This window comes from Modestobacter roseus, from assembly GCF_007994135.1.
Classification (GTDB): domain Bacteria; phylum Actinomycetota; class Actinomycetes; order Mycobacteriales; family Geodermatophilaceae; genus Modestobacter; species Modestobacter roseus.
This window is the reverse complement of sequence record NZ_VLKF01000001.1, coordinates 608,575-624,618: the sequence shown is the minus strand read 5'-3', so window position 1 is coordinate 624,618 and position 16,044 is coordinate 608,575. Positions and strand designations below refer to the sequence as shown.

Sequence of the window (16,044 nt, the reverse complement as noted above, 5' to 3'; positions counted from 1 at the left end):
GGCAGTCTCTCAGGCCGGTGCCCGCCGACCGACGAGGACCATCTCGTCGCGGTGCACGACTTCGCGGCGGTGCTCCGGGTCGAGGTCGCCGGTCTTGCGGCCGAGCAGGGCGGGCAGCTCGCGGGCGTCGTAGGCCACCAGCCCCCGGGCGACGACGACGCCGTCGGGGCCCACCAGCTCGACCGGGTCGTCGGCCAGGAACTCCCCGGCCACCCCGGTGATGCCGGCCGCCAGCAACGAGGCGTGCCGCTCACGGACGGCGCGCACGGCACCGTCGTCGAGCAGCAGCCGCCCGCGGGGGCGGCTGGCGTAGCGCAGCCAGAACTGCCGGGCGGAGGGACGCCGGCCGCTGGGCGCGAACAGGGTGCCCACCCGCTCCCCCGCCAGCGCGGCGGCCGCCTGCGGCGTCGAGGTGACCACGACGGGCACCCCGGCCGCGGAGGCGATGAAGGCCGCCTCCACCTTGGTGGCCATGCCGCCGGTGCCGACGCCGTTGCGGCTGGCCGAGCCGAGGGCCACCGCGGCGAGGTCCTCGCGGCTGCGCACGGTGTCGACCAGCTGGGCGGGGCCGGTGCGCGGGTCGCCGTCGTAGACGCCGTCGACGTCGGAGAGGAGCACGAGCGCGTCGGCGACCGCGAGGTGCGCCACCAGCGCGGCGAGCCGGTCGTTGTCGCCGAACCGGATCTCCTCGGTGGCGACCGTGTCGTTCTCGTTGACGACCGGCAGCACGCCGAGCGCGAGCAGCCGCTCGACGGTCTGCCGGGCGTTCCGGTAGTGGCTGCGCCGGGTGAGGTCGTCGGCGGTGAGCAGCACCTGCCCGACGGTCACCCCGTGCCCGGCGAAGGCGTCGGCGTAGGTCTGCACCAGGCGCAGCTGCCCGACGCTGGCCGCCGCCTGGGCGGTGGCCAGGTCACGGGGGCGGCTGTCCAGCCCCAGCGGCGCCAGGCCGGCGGCGATCGCTCCGGAGGAGACGAGCACGACCTCCCGGCCGGCCGTGCGCAGCGCGCCCAGGACGTCGACCAGCGCGCGCAGCCGGTCCTCGTCCAGCCCGCCGGGCAGCGTGGTCAGCGACGAGGACCCCACCTTCACGACCACCCGCTGCGCGCCGGCGATCTCCGCCCGCACGCTCACCGGTCGCGGTCGCCCTCGAGGAGGTCCTGGTCGAACGAGCCGTCGGCGTCGGCCAGCTCGTAGGGCAGCCGCCGGGCCTTCTTCGCCGCCAGTCGCTCGTCGGCGGAGAGCCGGGTGTTCGTCTCCAGCCGCGTGTCGGTGCCCCGGCCGCCGAGACCCGCGGTCTCCTCGATGCTGAGCGTGCCGGCGGGCAGCGTCGGCTCCCAGTCGAAGGTGACGTCGCCGACGGTGACGGCGTCGCCGGGGACGGCGCCGACCTTGGCCAGCTCCTCCTCCACGCCCAGCCGGTTGAGCCGGTCGGCGAGGTAGCCCACGGCCTCGTCGTTGCTGAAGTCGGTCTGCCGGACCCAGCGCTCGGGGCGGACACCGCGCACCAGCCAGCCGTCGGTGCGCGGGTCGGGCTCGACGGTGAACCCGCCGTCGTCGACCGCGCGCGGGGTCAGGGTGACCGGGGCCGCCGGGAGCTCGGGCAGCGCGGCGCGGTGCTCCTCGACGGCGGCCGCGAGGGCGAAGCCCAGCTCGGCCAGGCCCTCACCGGTGGCCGCGCTGATCGGGAAGACCGTCAGGCCACGCTCCTCGAGCGAGGCGCGGACCAGGTCGACGAGTTCCCGGCCGTCCGGGACGTCGATCTTGTTGAGCACGGCGATCCGCAACCGGCCCACCAGGTCCAGCTCCTCACCGCCGTACTCGCGCAGCTCGTGCTCGAGCGCCTCGATGTCGGTCTCCGGGTCACGCCCGGGCTCCATCGTGGCCATGTCGACGACGTGCACCAGCACCGCGCAGCGCTCGACGTGCCGGAGGAACTCCAGGCCGAGGCCCTTGCCCACCGAGGCGCCGGGGATGAGGCCGGGCACGTCAGCCATCGTGTACGTGGTGTCGCCGGAGCGGATGACGCCCAGCTGCGGCACGAGCGTGGTGAACGGGTAGTCGGCGATCTTCGGCCGGGCCGCGGACATCGCGGCCACCAGCGAGGACTTGCCCGCCGAGGGGTACCCGACCAGCCCGACGTCGGCGATGCTCTTGAGCTCCAGGACGGCGTCCACGGCCTCGCCGGGCTCGCCGAGCAGGGCGAAGCCGGGGGCCTTGCGGCGCGCGTTGGCCAGCGCGGCGTTGCCCAGCCCGCCCTTGCCACCGCGGGCGAGCACGAAGCGGGCCCCGGCGCCGACCAGGTCGACCACGGGCTGGCCACCGATGCTCACCACGGTGCCGGAGGGCACACCGAGCACCAGGTCCTCACCGCGGCCACCGTTGCGGTAGTTGCCGGCGGCCTGCTTGCCGTTGCCGGCCTTCTGGTGCGGGTGGTGGTGGAAGTCCAGCAGGGTGTGCACGCTCGGGTCGACCTGGACGACGACGTCGCCGCCGTCGCCGCCGTTCCCGCCGTCGGGCCCACCGAGGGGCTTGAACTTCTCGCGGTGCACGGAGCTGACCCCGTTGGCACCCTTGCCCGCGGCCACGTGGACCGTCACGCGGTCGACGAAAGCGGCCATGATCGCCGCCTCTCTGCGTTACGGCCGAACTGTCCGGAAAGGGAAACGGGTGGCGGCGCCGGAGTCCGGCGCCGCCACCCCTCAGAGCTGGTGGAACTGGGTGGTGCTCAGGCCGAGACGGTCTCGCGGGCCGGGACGGCCGAGATCGCGACCTCGCGACGACCACGGCGGAACCCGAAGGTCACCGAGCCGGGGACGAGCGCGAACAGCGTGTCGTCCTTGCCCCGGCCGACGCCGAGACCCGGGTGGAAGTGGGTGCCGCGCTGGCGGACGATGATCTCGCCGGCCTTGACGACCTGACCGCCGAACCGCTTCACGCCCAGGCGCTGGGCGTTCGAGTCGCGGCCGTTGCGTGAGGACGAGGCGCCCTTCTTGTGTGCCATGTCGTCGTCAGCCCTTCGTGATGTCGCGGACCACGACGCTGGTCAGGGGCTGACGGTGCCCCTGCCGCTTGTGGTACCCGGTCTTGTTCTTGAACTTGTGGATCTTGATCTTCGGGCCCTTGCCGTGCTCGACGATCTCGCCGGTCACGGTCACGCCGGCCAGCGCCTGCGCGTCGGTGGTGACGGTGTCGCCGTCGACCAGCAGCAGGGCCGGAAGGGTGATCGTGTCACCGGCCTCCCCGGCGAGGCGGTTGATGGTGAACGTGTCACCGACACCCACCTTGTGCTGCGCTCCACCGGCCTTGACGACTGCGTACACCACTGACTCCTCGATCGGTTCCTACGTATCCAGCACTGTGTCCTGCACGCACTCCGGCACGGTGGCCAGGTGCTGGACGGGCCGCCGACCTCTGCTGAGGTGAAGCGCCGGGCACTCGACGTGCCTCCGCGCAGCGGCAACCCGGCCAGCGTACCCGAGCCCGGCCGTCCGGGTCGAACGTGGCCTGTGGGCCGGCCCGGCTACGAGGCCGGCGGCCCCGCCGGGCGGGACGCCGCCCGGCGACGACGCGGCCGTGCGGGCGCGGCAGCCTCGGGCGCCACGACCTCGGGAGCTGCGGCCTCGGGAGCCACGGCCTCGGGAGCCACGGCCTCGGGAGCCACGGCCTCGGGAGCCGTGGTCTCAGGAGCCGTGGTCTCAGGAGCCGTGGTCTCAGGAGCCGTGGTCTCAGGAGCCGTGGTCTCAGGAGCCGTGGTCTCAGGAGCCGTGGCCTCAGGAGCCGACTGCGCCGGCTCGGCCACCGGCAGCGGCGCCACGACGACCGGCGGGACCGGTGCGTCCGGCGCCGCCATCGGCTGGGACCCCCGGACGGGCTGGGAGGCGTCCTGCGAAGCCTCCTGCAGGCCCGTGGCCACCTCGTCCCGCCCGACCGCGGGGGCCAGCGGGGTGTCGGCGATGCGACCGGCCAGCAGCGTGTCGGGGGTGGCCGCCTCGGGCTGCGCGTCGCTGCCCGACTCGGCCGGCTCCGGCGTCGCCGCGGCACCGGACTCGCCGGCGGCGGCGAGCACCGCCGCGTCCTCGGCCGCCCGGGCCTCACCGGACTGCCCGCGCCCACGTCGTCCTCGGCTGCGCCGGCTGCTGCGTCCCTCGGAGCCGGACTCGCCGCCCAGCTCCTCGCCGGCGGCCGCAGCGCCGGCCACCGCGCCGGACGTCTCGTCCGACGGCGTGGCCTCGGCGGCGACACCGGCCTCCGCGGCGGAGGGGTCCGGCCGCGACTCCCGGCCCGACTCCCTGCCCTGGTCCCTGCCCTGGTCCCCGCCCTGGTCCTTGGACTGGTCCTTGGACTGGTCCTTGCCCGAGCTCCTGCCGGCGTTGTCGGCGCGCTGCTGGTCGCGGTTGCGGCCGCCGCCGCTCCCGCCGCCGTTGCCGTTCCCGTTCCCGCCGCCGTTCCCGTTGCCGCCGCCGTTCCCGCCCGAGCGCTTCTTGTCGTCGACCGGGTCGGTGTGCACCAGCACACCCCGGCCACGGCAGTGCTCGCACGGCTCGGAGAAGACCTCCAGCAGGCCCTGGCCGACCCGCTTGCGGGTCATCTGCACCAGGCCCAGCGAGGTGACCTCGGCGACCTGGTGCTTGGTGCGGTCGCGCCCCAGGCACTCGGTCAGCCGCCGCAGGACCAGGTCGCGGTTGCTCTCCAGGACCATGTCGATGAAGTCGATGACGATGATCCCGCCGATGTCGCGCAGCCGCAGCTGGCGGACGATCTCCTCGGCGGCCTCGATGTTGTTCCGGGTGACCGTCTGCTCCAGGTTGCCCCCGGAGCCGGTGAACTTCCCGGTGTTGACGTCGACCACGGTCATCGCCTCGGTGCGGTCGATGACCAGCGAGCCACCGGAGGGCAGCCAGACCTTGCGGTCCAGCGCCTTGGCCAGCTGCTCGTCGATCCGCAGGTCGCGGAAGACGTCACCGGTACCGGTGTAGCGCTGCAGCCGCTCGGAGAGCTCCGGGGAGACGTGCGCGACGTAGGCCTCGACGGTGTCCCACGCGTCGTCGCCCTGCACGACCAGCCGCTTGAAGTCCTCGTTGAAGACGTCTCGGATCACCCGGATCGCCAGGTCCGGCTCGCCGTAGAGCAGCGTCGGGGCGCTGCTGGTGGAGGCCGCCTTGGTCTGGATGACCTCCCACTGCGCCTGCAGCCGGGCCACGTCGCGGGTGAGCTCCTCCTCCGAGGCGCCCTCCGCCGCGGTCCGGATGATCACACCGGCGTCCTCGGGGACGATCTTCTTGAGGATGTCCTTGAGCCGGGTGCGCTCCTTGTCCGGCAGCTTCCGGCTGATGCCGGTCATCGAGCCGCCGGGCACGTAGACCAGGAACCGGCCGGGCAGGTTGACCTGCTGGGTGAGCCGGGCGCCCTTGTGGCCGATCGGGTCCTTGGTGACCTGCACCAGGACCTTGTCGCCGGACTTCAGCGCGGTCTCGATCGACCGCGACTTGCCGGTCAGGCCGGCGGCGTCCCAGTTGACCTCACCGGCGTACAGGACGGCGTTGCGCCCCTTGCCGATGTCGACGAAGGCCGCCTCCATGCTGGGCAGCACGTTCTGCACGCGGCCGAGGTAGACGTTGCCGGCGAACGAGGTCGCCTGCGCCTGGGTGACGTAGTGCTCGACCAGGACGTCGTCCTCGAGGACGGCGATCTGGGTGCGCTCGCCCTGCTGGCGGATGACCATGGCCCGGTCGACGGCCTCGCGGCGGGCGAGGAACTCGGACTCGGTGAGGATCGGCGCACGGCGGCGACCACCGTCGCGACCCTCCCGGCGGCGCTGGCGCTTGGCCTCCAGCCGGGTCGAGCCGGCCACGCCCTTGACGTCGTCCTCGCTGCTGACCCGGCCGTTGCGGCCGGCCCGCTCGGGGCGGTCGTCGGCGTCCTCGGCGGTGTCGTCAGCGCCCTCGCCGCTGCTCCCCCGGCGACGACGCCGCCGCCGGCGCCGGGTGCTGGACCCGCTGCCACCCTCGGCGTCGTCGTTGTCGTCGGAGTCGTCGGCGCTGCCGGACTCCTCGGCGCCCTCGCCGTCCTGAGCAGCGTCCCGGCGGGGCTCGCCGGTGGACTGCTCGGAGGCGTCGTCGTCGGTGTCGGCCGCGTCGTCACCGGACCGGCCACGGCCACGACCACGACGGCCTCGGCGGCGGCGCCGGCTGCTGGCCGAGCCGCCGTCGTCGCCGTCGCGGTCATCGCTGTCGCGCTCGTCGGTGTCCTGCTCGTCGGTGTCCTGGTCGTCGGTGTCCTGGTCGTCGTCGGAGCGGTCGGCCCGAGGCTCGGCGACGGCGGGGGCGGTGACGTCCTCGGCCGGAGCGTCCTCGGCGTCCGCGGGACGGCGCCGACGGGACCGGCGGGCCGGTGCGGCCGGCTGCTCGTCGCGGTCGGCCGGGGACGCGGCCTCCGGATCGGCCGGGGACTCGGCCTCGGTGCGGCGGCTGCGCCGGCGCGGGGACACGGCCTCCGGCTCCGGCGGGGCCATGAAGCTGACGAAGGCCGGCGCCACGGGCGGGGCCGACGGCGCCGGGGCCACCGAGTCGGGGTCGGCGGCCAGCGCCGGACGGGTGGCCCGCCGGCGGGGACGCGCGGTGACGGCGGTCGGCTCCGGGGAGCTGAACTGGGCACCGAAGCGCGGGGCCTCGGGCTCGGGCTCGTCGACCGACCGGGGCTCCGCCGGGACGGCGCCGGTGGTCTCGGCGACCGCGTCCTGGACGGTCTCGTCCTCGGCCGGGGTCTCCTCCTCGGGCTCCTCGGCCGAGCCCTCGGTCAGGGTGTCCGGCTCGTGTACCGAGCCGGTCCCCGTGGAGTCCGGGGCGACGGGCGGCTGGGCCTCGTTCGCCTCGGTGGTGCTGTCGTTCTCGTCGATGCGGTCGGCCACGAAGGGCTCGCCTCCTGGTGCGCTCCCGGGCGCCGATCGTCTCCGACTGGCGGCCGCGCAGGAACGCGGGTTGGGCGGGTCGGGCGGCCACACCGAGGTGCGGCGGGGTCGGCCGGCCCGCGAAGTCTGTTTCGTGCCCCGGCCGGTGCGGCTGGGGCCCGGTGGTGCAGCAGATCGCGGGTGGTGCGGTGGTGCAGAGCTCTAGGGTCGCGCCACGGCTGGCAGACGTGTCGCAGACGGCGTCCGGCACCTGGCCCCGCCGGTCAGACCGGCGCTCGCTCCTCCTGGCAGCAGGAGCGGATCGCACGATCTGGATCGAGCGGGTCGGTGACGTCACCACTCTCGTCGAGCCGGCCCTGCGCCTCACGCACGGCCCGTGGGGGCGACGGCGGGTGCAGGTCGGCGACGACAGCCAGGGCAGCCATCACGTCGTCCGGTCGCACGGTCGGCGTGAGCTGCCGTACGACCACCTGCAGTATGGCACAACCTGTGTCCCCGGCCACCGACGCGCGGACGATCGCGGGCCGGACGTCGACGTCCTTGGTGCCGTTCTTGGTCCGCTTGGCGACCATCAGGGTGTCCCGGGCGAGCAGTTCGGCGACCGCCGCGGACAACTGCTCCGGGGTGACGCCGGCCAGGTCGACCCGCCACCGGGTCGCGTCCAGCCGGTCGGCGAGCGAGCCCGTCCCCTCCCCCGCCTCCACGCACTCCAGCACGTCGATGCCCGGGGGCAGCGACGCGTCCAGGGCGGCGCGGACCTGCTCGGGGTCGCGCCGCTGGGAGAGGCCGATCTCGACGTACTCGGCCTCCGACGCGGCGCCCGTGGGTGCAGCGCCCATGTAGGAGATCTTCGGGTGGGGGCTGAAGCCCGCCGAGAACGCCATCGGCACGCCCGCCCGGCGCAGGGCGCGCTCCAGCGCACGCGCGAGGTCGCGGTGCGAGGCGAACCGCAGCGGCCCGCGCTTGGTGTAGCGCAGCCGCAGCTTCTGCACGGTCGGCGGCGGCGGTGGCCCGTCGGGCTGGCGGGCCACTCAGCGCACCACGGTCAGCGGGATGAGGCTCCGGCCGGTGGGGCCGATCTGGATCTCGGTGCCCATCGTCGGGCAGACGCCACAGTCGTAGCAGCCGGTCCACCGGCAGTCGCCGACCTCCTCCTCGGAGATCGCCTCCTGCCAGTCCTCCCAGAGCCACTCCTTGTCCAGCCCGGAGTCCAGGTGGTCCCAGGGCAGCACCTCGTGCTCGGTGCGCTCCCGGGTCGTGTACCAGTCCAGGTCGACGCCGAAGGCGGCGAGCTCCTCGGCCGCGGCCGTCGTCCAGCGCTGGTAGGAGAAGTGCTCGCTCCAGCCGTCGAAGTGCCCGCCGTCGCGCCACACCCGCTCGATGACCCGGCCGACGCGACGGTCGCCGCGGGAGAGCAGACCCTCGATCACCCCGGGCTTGCCGTCGTGGTAGCGCAGGCCGATGGAGCGGCCGATGCGGCGGTCGGCGTTGATCGCCTCGCGCAGGATGCGCAGCCGGTGGTCGATGGTCTCGGCGCTGGCCTGCCCGGCCCACTGGAACGGGGTGTGCGGCTTGGGCACGAAGCCACCGATGGAGACCGTGCAGCGGATGTCCTTGGAGCCGCTGGCCTCGCGACCGGCGCGGATCACCTCGACCGCCAGCTCGGCGATCTCCAGCACGTCCTCGTCGGTCTCGGTGGGCAGCCCGCACATGAAGTAGAGCTTCACCTGGCGCCAGCCGTTCGCGTACGCCGTGGTGACCGTGCGGACCAGGTCCTCCTTGGACACGGTCTTGTTGATCACCCGCCGGATGCGCTCGCTGCCGCCCTCGGGCGCGAAGGTCAGGCCCGACCGGCGGCCGTTGCGAGACAGCTCGTTGGCCAGCGTCACGTTGAACGCGTCGACCCGGGTGCTGGGCAGCGAGAGGCCGGTGTTGGTGCCCTCGTAGCGGTCGGCGAGCTCGGTGGCCAGCTGCCCGATCTCGGAGTGGTCGGCGCTGCTCAGCGAGAGCAGGCCCACCTCCTCGTAGCCGGTGGCCTTGAGGCCGGCGTCGACCATCGAGCCGATGCCGGTGATCGTGCGCTCGCGCACCGGGCGGGTGATCATGCCGGCCTGGCAGAACCGGCAGCCCCGGGTGCAACCGCGGAAGATCTCCACGCTCATCCGCTCGTGCACGCTCTCGGCCAGCGGGACCAGCGGCTGCTTGGGGTAGGGCCACTCGTCGAGGTCCATGACGGTGCGCTTGCCGACCCGGGCCGGGACGTCGTCGCGGGTGCGCAGCACCTCGGCGATCGTGCCGTCGGCGCCGTAGGTGACGGCGTAGAAGCGGGGCACGTACACGCCGTCGACCCGGGCGAGCCGGGCGAGCAGCTCCACGCGCCCGCCGGGCCGGCCCTGGGCCTTCCAGGCGGCCACGACGTCGGTGATGTCGCCGACGACCTGCTCGCCGTCACCGAGGACGGCGCAGTCGACGAAGTCGCTGACCGGCTCGGGGTTGAAGGCGGCGTGCCCGCCGGCGACGACGACCGGGTGGGTCTCGTCGCGGTCGACGGCGTGCAGCGGAACGCCGGCGAGGTCGAGGGCCTCGAGCAGGTTGGTGTAGCCCAGCTCGGTGGCGAAGCTGACGCCCAGCAGGTCGAAGTCGCGCAACGCGCGGTGGCTGTCGACGGTGAACTGGCCGACGCCGTGCTCGCGCATCAGCCCGGCCAGATCGGGCCAGACCGCATAGGTGCGCTCGGCCAGGGCGTCGGGGCGCTCGTTGAGCACCTCGTAGAGGATCATGAGGCCCTGGTTGGGCAGCCCCACCTCGTAGGCGTCGGGGTACATCAGCGCCCAGTGGACGGCGACGTCGTCCCAGGGCTTCACCTGGGCGTTGAGCTCACCGCCGACGTACTGGATGGGCTTCTGGACCTGGGCGAGCAGGGGCTCGAGGCGGGGGTACAGGGACTCACCAGTCATGACCCGTCCAGGGTAGCCGCCGGTGGCGACAGCCCGGTCCCTCGAGGGCAGAAACGGCCGTTTCCGCCCCCGAGGGCACGGGTCAGCCCAGCTGGGGGAAGAACAGCGCGATCTCGCGGGCGGCGGACTCGGGCGAGTCCGAGCCGTGCACGATGTTGGCCTGCACCTCCAGGGCGAAGTCGCCGCGGATGGTGCCCGGGCCGGCCTTGACCGGGTCGGTCGCGCCGGCCAGCGCGCGGAACGCCTCGATGGCCCGCGGGCCCTCGACGACCAGCGCCATCAGCGGCGCGCTGGTGATGAACTCCACGAGCGAGCCGAAGAACGGGCGCTCGCGGTGCTCGGCGTAGTGGGTCTCGGCGACCTCGGCGGTCAGCGTGCGCAGCTCGGCGGCGACCAGGCGCAGGCCCTTGGCCTCGAGCCGGGCGATCACCTGGCCGACCAGGCCGCGGGCCACGCCGTCGGGCTTGACCAGGACGAGGGTGCGCTCAGCGGTGGGTGCAGACACGCGCGGCAGCGTACGGGACGACGTCCGTCAACTCAGGTTGACAGTCCTACTCCGTCAACCTACGTTGACGGGCATGTCCACCACCGACGTCACCGCCGCCGCGGCCGACGACCCGGCCACCGGGCTGCGCGCCATCCGGGCGCTGCGCGAGCTGGCCGACCGGCTGGAGGTCCTCCAGGTCTCCAGCGCCCGTGATCGCGGGTGGTCCTGGCAGCAGATCGCCGATGCGCTCGGCGTCAGCCGCCAGGCGGTGCACAAGAAGCACGCCCGCAGCAGGAAGGACGACTGAGGTGTTCGAACGATTCACCGACGACGCCCGGCAGGTCGTGGTCGACGCCCAGGCCCAGGCCCGCGGACTCCGGGCCGACCGGATCGAGCCGGTGCACCTGCTGCTCGCGATCGGCACCCGCGCAGGCCGGGGCGCCGACGCACTCGCTGCCGCGGGGATCGAACCCACCGGCCTGCACGCCGCGATCAGTGCCGCCGGCGACCCGCTCGACCCGGCCGCACTGGCCGCGCTCGGCGTCGACCTGGACCGGGTGCGGGCCACCGTGGAGGCGACGTTCGGCCCCGGTGCGCTGGAGCTCAGCCGGTCGGAGAGCGGAGCCCACCTGCCCTTCGCCGGGGGCAGCAAGAGGGCCCTCGAGCAGGCGCTGCGGCACGCGGTCGGCCGCCGACGCCGTCGCCGCGGCCGGGGCATCGACAGCGCCGACGTCCTGTTCGGCGTGCTCGACGTCGGCGACCCGGTGGTCACCGCCGTGCTGCGGCAGCTGGGCACCACGGCCGCTGCGGTGCAGGACCGGGTCGACGCGACCGAGGCGGCGTGAGGGCCGCGGTGGTCAGCCGGCCAGGTCCACCCGGGCCATGTGCCGCCACAGCTCCTGGTCCTTGTCGCTGAGCCCGTTCCAGCAGTCGTAGCTGTTGCGGGCGTGCAGCTGCTGCGCCCGGCGCTCGACGGCGTCCTCGGGCAGCCGGAAGCGGACGCGGGCCGCGTAGTCGACGATCGTCGTGCTGATCGGCCCGGCCGGGCCGATGACCGGCTCCTCGGTGGTGCTCCGCCTGGCCTTGCGGCTGGGCACGTCGTGGCTGCCCCCGCAGCAACTCCGATGGTTCGCCATGGTCTCCCCCGTCCTCACCGGCGATCACTCCTGCATGATCACCCGTGCACCCTTTGTCACGACCACTGTGGCTCACGACGAGAGTCCCGGCGCGGGGAGGGTGGCCCGAACGGGTGAAGAACCGTCAGCCGGCCGGCGGCGCGGCGGGCGGCGGGCCGAGCGCGGTGCCCAGCAGCTCCTTGCGGATCTGCAGCAGGTAGAGCCAGATGAGCAGGAAGACCCCGCCGACGAACCACATGGCCGCGCCGAGCAGGCCGGTCAGCACCAGGGGCACCTGCAGCGCGCTGCCGATCAGCAGCCCCTGCGGTCGGCGCTGCAGCCCGCTGGCCAGCACCAGGACGACCGCGAGCACCAGCACCGACCACAGGCCCAGCCCGGAGAGCCCGTCGTCGGTGGGGGCGAAGGCCCGGGGCACGAACAGCACGGCGATCCCCTCCAGGAACAGGATCGCCGCGGCCGCGCCGCCCAGCGCCTTCCCGGCCCGGACCGGGTCGGGTGCGGTCACGACCGCCGGCCGGCGAGCAGCGTGCGAGCCTCACCGGCGGTGATCACGCTGCCGGTGACCAGCACGCCGGAGCCGCCCAGCGCGTCGTCCGGCCCGGCCTCGGCCAGCTCGATCGCCGACTCCAGGGCCTCGGTCAGCCGCGGGTGCACGCTGACCCGGTCGGCGCCGAAGACGTCGACCGCCAGCGCCCCCAGCTCGTCGGCGGGCATCGCCCGCGCCGAGCTGTTCTGGGTGACGACCAGCTCCGCGCACAGCGGCTCGAGGGCCGCCAGGATCCCGCTGACGTCCTTGCCGACCACGCAGCCGACCACGCCGACCAGCCGGGTGAAGTCGAAGGACTCGCGGACCGCCTCGACGGTCGCAGCCATGCCGGCCGGGTTGTGGGCGGCGTCGATGAGCACGGTCGGCGAGGTGCGCACCCGCTCCAGCCGGCCCGGTGAGCGGACGCCGGCGAACGCCTCCCGGACGACGTCCTGAGCGACGGGCCCGCTGGCCGCACCGGCGCCCAGGAAGGCCTCCACCGCGGCCAGCGCCACGGCGGCGTTCTGCGCCTGGTGCGCGCCGAACAGCGGGAGGAAGACCTCGTCGTACTCGCCACCGAGGCCCTGCAGGCGCACCTGCTGGCCGCCGACGGCCACCCGCCGCTCCAGCACGCCGAACTCGGTCCCCTCGCGGGCCACGGTGGCGTCGACCTCGATCGCGCGGCGGACCAGCGCCTCCAGGGCACCGGCCGGCTGGTGGGCCAGCACCGCGACCGACTCGGGCTTGATGATCCCGGACTTCTCCGTCGCGATCGTCGCGACGTCGGGGCCCAGGTACTCGGCGTGGTCGAGGGAGACCGGCGTGACGACGGCGACCCGCGCGTCGACGACGTTCGTCGCGTCCCAGGTGCCGCCCATGCCCACCTCGACGACGGCGACGTCGACCGGGGTCTCGGCGAACGCGGCGTAGGCCAGCGCGACCGTCACCTCGAAGAAGCTCATCGGCACGTCACTGCCGGCGTCGACCATCTGCACGTAGGGCGCGATGTCGTCGTGGACCTCGACGAAGCGCTCGGCGCTGATCGGCTCGCCGTCGATGACGATCCGCTCGCGCACGGTCTCCAGGTGCGGGCTGGTGAACCGGCCCACGCGCAGGCCGAAGCCGCGCAGCAGCTCGTCGATCATGCGCGCCGTCGTCGTCTTGCCGTTGGTGCCGGTGACCTGGACGACGGGGAACGCGCGGTGCGGCGCGCCCAGCAGGTCGACCAGCGCGGAGATGCGGGCCAGCGACGGCTCGAGCCGGTTCTCCGGCCACCGCGCCAGGAGCGCCTGCTCGACCCGGGCCAGCTCACGGCCACCGGCGTCCTGCCCTGGGGAAAGAGAGGTGCTCATCGCTCTTAGGATGCCAGTCATGGCAGCCGACACCTCCCCCCTGGACAGCACGGCTCCGGGAGCGTCCGTCGGTGTACCCGACAAGCCCACGCTCGACGGGCTGGAGTCCACGTGGGTCGCCCGCTGGGCCGAGCAGGACACCTACGGCTTCGACCGGAGCGCGGCGCTGTCCGCCCCGCGCGCGCAGACCTACGCGATCGACACCCCGCCGCCCACCGCGAGCGGGTCGCTGCACGTGGGCCACGTGTTCAGCTACACCCACACCGACATCGTCGCGCGGTACCACCGGATGCGCGGCAAGCACGTCTTCTACCCGATGGGCTGGGACGACAACGGCCTGCCCACCGAGCGCCGGGTGCAGAACTACTACGGCGTGCGCTGCGACCCCTCGCTCCCCTACGACGACGGCTTCCAGCCGCCGGAGAAGCCGGGCAAGGACCAGCAGCCGATCTCCCGGCGCAACTTCGTCGAGCTGTGCGAGCGGCTGACCGCCGTCGACGAGGCCGCGTTCGAGGAGCTGTGGCGGCGCGTGGGCCTGTCGGTCGACTGGTCGAACGTCTACCGGACGATCTCGGAGTCCTCCCGGGCCACCGCGCAGAAGATGTTCCTGCACAACCTGGCCCGCGGTGAGGCCTACGCCCAGGAGGCGCCGACCCTCTGGGACGTCACCTTCCGCACCGCGGTCGCACAGGCGGAGCTGGAGGACCGGGAGCGCCCCGGCGCCTACCACCGCGTGGGTTTCGCGGGCCCCGAGGGCCCGGTGTTCATCGAGACCACGCGGCCGGAGCTGCTGCCGGCCTGCGTCGCCCTGGTCGCCCACCCCGACGACGCGCGGTACCAGCCGCTGTTCGGGAAGACCGTCACCACTCCCCTGTTCGGTGTGGAGGTCCCGGTGGTCGCGCACCGGCTGGCCGAGCCGGACAAGGGCTCGGGCATCGCGATGATCTGCACCTTCGGTGACCTCAACGACGTCACCTGGTGGCGGGAGCTGCAGCTGCCCACCCGCGCCGTCATCGGCTGGGACGGCCGCTTCGTCGCCGAGCCGCCGGCCGACGTGCCCGCCGACGTCTACGCCGAGCTGGCCGGCAAGACCTCCTTCAGCGCGCAGCAGCGGATCGTCGAGCTGCTCCGCGAATCCGGCGACCTGGTCGGTGACCCCAAGCCGATCACCCACCCGGTGAAGTTCTTCGAGAAGGGCGAGCGCCCGCTCGAGATCGTCACCACCCGGCAGTGGTACATCCGCAACGGTGGCCGGGACGCCGACCTGCGCGAGGCGCTGCTCGCCCGCGGCCGCGAGATCCAGTGGGTGCCCGAGCACATGCGGCACCGCTACGAGAACTGGGTCGAGGGGCTCAACGGCGACTGGCTGATCAGCCGGCAACGGTTCTTCGGCGTGCCGTTCCCCGTCTGGTACCGGTTGGACGCCGAGGGCGAGCCGGACTACTCGGCGCCGATCCTGGCGCCGGAGTCGGCGCTGCCGGTCGACCCGTCCTCCGACGTCCCCGAGGGCTTCACCGAGGACCAGCGCGGGAAGCCGGGCGGCTTCCTGGCCGACCCCGACGTGATGGACACCTGGGCCACCTCGTCGCTGTCGCCGCAGGTGGCGTCGGGGTGGGAGACCGACCCGGAGCTGTTCGCGCACGTCTTCCCGATGGACCAGCGGCCGCAGGCGCACGACATCATCCGCACCTGGCTGTTCTCCACGGTCGTGCGGGCGCACTTCGAGCACGGCACGGTGCCGTTCACGCACGCGACGATCTCCGGCTTCGTGGTCGACCCCGACCGCAAGAAGATGTCGAAGTCCAAGGGCAACGCCACCACCCCGATCGACGTGCTGGAGCGCTACGGCACCGACGCCGTCCGCTGGCGCGCGGCCGGGGCGCGGCCAGGCGCGGACTCGCCCTTCGACGAGGCGCAGATGAAGGTCGGCCGCCGGCTGGCCATGAAGATCCTCAACGTCGGCAAGTTCGTCCTGGGCCTGGGCGCCTCGACGGCGCTGACCGCCGACCAGGTGACCGAGCCGATCGACCGGGGGCTGCTCGCCTCGCTGGCGTCGGTGGTCGACGAGGCCACCGCGGCGATGGAGGCCTACAACTACAGCCGGGCGCTGGAGGTCACCGAGGCGTTCTTCTGGTCCTTCTGCGACGACTACGTGGAGCTGGTGAAGTCCCGCGCCTACGGCACCGGCGACGCCGCCACCTCCGCCCAGGCGACGCTGGCCGTGGCGCTGTCGGTGCAGCTGCGGCTGTTCGCGCCGGTGGTGCCGTTCGTCACCGAGGAGGTCTGGTCCTGGTGGCAGACCGGCTCGGTGCACCGCGCACTGTGGCCGGCCGCGACCGAGCTGCCCACCGAGGGCGACCCGGCGGTGGTGACCGCGGCAGCGGAGGTGCTGTCGGCGGTCCGCAAGGCCAAGTCCGACGCGAAGGCGTCCATGCGCGCCGACGTCGCGACGACCACGGTGACCGCGCCGGAAGCCCGGGTGTCCGCGATCGAGGCCGGCCGGGCCGACCTGGTGGACGCCGGGCGGATCGCGGAGCTGTCGATCGTCGCCGGTGAGGGCCCCCTGCGGGTCGACGTCGTCCTCGCCGAGTCACCCGACGCCTGACCCAGCCGGGGAGCGTCTTCGCTCCCCATCCGGCCACGTCGAGCACCATCCTGGCCGGGTGGGGAGCAACGCTC

At 73.8% G+C, this 16,044-nt stretch carries 14 protein-coding genes; 3 read left to right on the top strand and 11 right to left on the bottom strand.

Going from position 1 to position 16,044, the window contains the following annotated elements; genetic code table 11:
- Positions 1-9 precede the first annotated feature (9 nt).
- The 8 genes from proB to ndk all read right to left on the bottom strand — a co-directional run bounded on the left by proB (position 10) and on the right by ndk (position 10,369).
- Positions 10-1,131 carry a glutamate 5-kinase gene (gene proB, locus JD78_RS03030; RefSeq protein ID WP_208103969.1) on the bottom strand — a complete coding sequence of 374 codons (1,122 nt, stop codon included), beginning with the start codon at positions 1,129-1,131 and terminating at the stop codon, positions 10-12.
- Positions 1,128-2,618 carry a GTPase ObgE gene (obgE, locus tag JD78_RS03025; RefSeq protein WP_166520942.1) on the bottom strand — a complete coding sequence of 497 codons (1,491 nt, stop codon included), beginning with the start codon at positions 2,616-2,618 and terminating at the stop codon, positions 1,128-1,130. The genes proB and obgE overlap by 4 nt, the downstream gene beginning before the upstream one ends.
- 107 nt (positions 2,619-2,725) lie before the next feature.
- Complete coding sequence (rpmA, locus tag JD78_RS03020; RefSeq protein WP_153360664.1) at positions 2,726-3,001, bottom strand: 50S ribosomal protein L27; 276 nt, start codon at positions 2,999-3,001, stop codon at positions 2,726-2,728.
- Positions 3,002-3,008: 7 nt separating this feature from the next.
- A complete protein-coding gene (gene rplU, locus JD78_RS03015; protein WP_153360663.1) occupies positions 3,009-3,320 on the bottom strand; it encodes a 50S ribosomal protein L21 in 312 nt (103 codons plus the stop codon).
- Between the two features lie 200 nt (positions 3,321-3,520).
- Positions 3,521-6,907: an Rne/Rng family ribonuclease gene (locus JD78_RS03010; protein ID WP_153360662.1), complete on the bottom strand. Its 3,387-nt coding sequence runs from the start codon at positions 6,905-6,907 to the stop codon at positions 3,521-3,523.
- A gap of 263 nt (positions 6,908-7,170) precedes the next feature.
- Complete coding sequence (locus JD78_RS03005; RefSeq protein ID WP_153360661.1) at positions 7,171-7,938, bottom strand: TIGR03936 family radical SAM-associated protein; 768 nt, start codon at positions 7,936-7,938, stop codon at positions 7,171-7,173.
- Positions 7,939-9,864, bottom strand: a complete 1,926-nt coding sequence (locus JD78_RS03000; RefSeq protein WP_153360660.1) for a TIGR03960 family B12-binding radical SAM protein — start codon at positions 9,862-9,864, stop codon at positions 7,939-7,941.
- Between the two features lie 82 nt (positions 9,865-9,946).
- Positions 9,947-10,369 carry a nucleoside-diphosphate kinase gene (gene ndk, locus JD78_RS02995; RefSeq protein WP_153360659.1) on the bottom strand — a complete coding sequence of 141 codons (423 nt, stop codon included), beginning with the start codon at positions 10,367-10,369 and terminating at the stop codon, positions 9,947-9,949.
- 73 nt (positions 10,370-10,442) lie between these two features.
- Between ndk and JD78_RS02990 the strand changes: the two genes are divergently transcribed.
- Positions 10,443-10,658, top strand: coding sequence for a helix-turn-helix domain-containing protein (locus JD78_RS02990; RefSeq protein ID WP_153360658.1), 216 nt, complete (start codon positions 10,443-10,445; stop codon positions 10,656-10,658).
- A 1-nt stretch (position 10,659) separates the two neighbouring features.
- Complete coding sequence (locus tag JD78_RS02985) at positions 10,660-11,196, top strand: Clp protease N-terminal domain-containing protein (protein WP_166520941.1); 537 nt, start codon at positions 10,660-10,662, stop codon at positions 11,194-11,196.
- A gap of 12 nt (positions 11,197-11,208) precedes the next feature.
- On the opposite strand, the gene JD78_RS02980 is transcribed toward JD78_RS02985, so the two are convergent.
- The 3 genes from JD78_RS02980 to JD78_RS02970 form a co-directional block, all read right to left on the bottom strand.
- Positions 11,209-11,448 carry a hypothetical protein gene (locus tag JD78_RS02980; protein ID WP_153360656.1) on the bottom strand — a complete coding sequence of 80 codons (240 nt, stop codon included), beginning with the start codon at positions 11,446-11,448 and terminating at the stop codon, positions 11,209-11,211.
- Positions 11,449-11,611: 163 nt separating this feature from the next.
- The gene (locus JD78_RS02975; RefSeq protein WP_153360655.1) at positions 11,612-11,992 is read right to left on the bottom strand and encodes a DUF4233 domain-containing protein; all 381 of its coding nucleotides are present in this window, start codon (positions 11,990-11,992) and stop codon (positions 11,612-11,614) included.
- Entirely contained in the window at positions 11,989-13,365 is a 1,377-nt protein-coding gene (locus JD78_RS02970; RefSeq protein WP_153360654.1) for a bifunctional folylpolyglutamate synthase/dihydrofolate synthase, read from the bottom strand. Before JD78_RS02970 ends, JD78_RS02975 begins: the two co-directional genes overlap by 4 nt.
- Positions 13,366-13,384: 19 nt before the next feature.
- On the opposite strand from JD78_RS02970, the gene valS reads away from it, so the two are divergent.
- A complete protein-coding gene (gene valS / locus JD78_RS02965) occupies positions 13,385-15,970 on the top strand; it encodes a valine--tRNA ligase (protein WP_153360653.1) in 2,586 nt (861 codons plus the stop codon).
- Positions 15,971-16,044 lie beyond the last annotated feature (74 nt).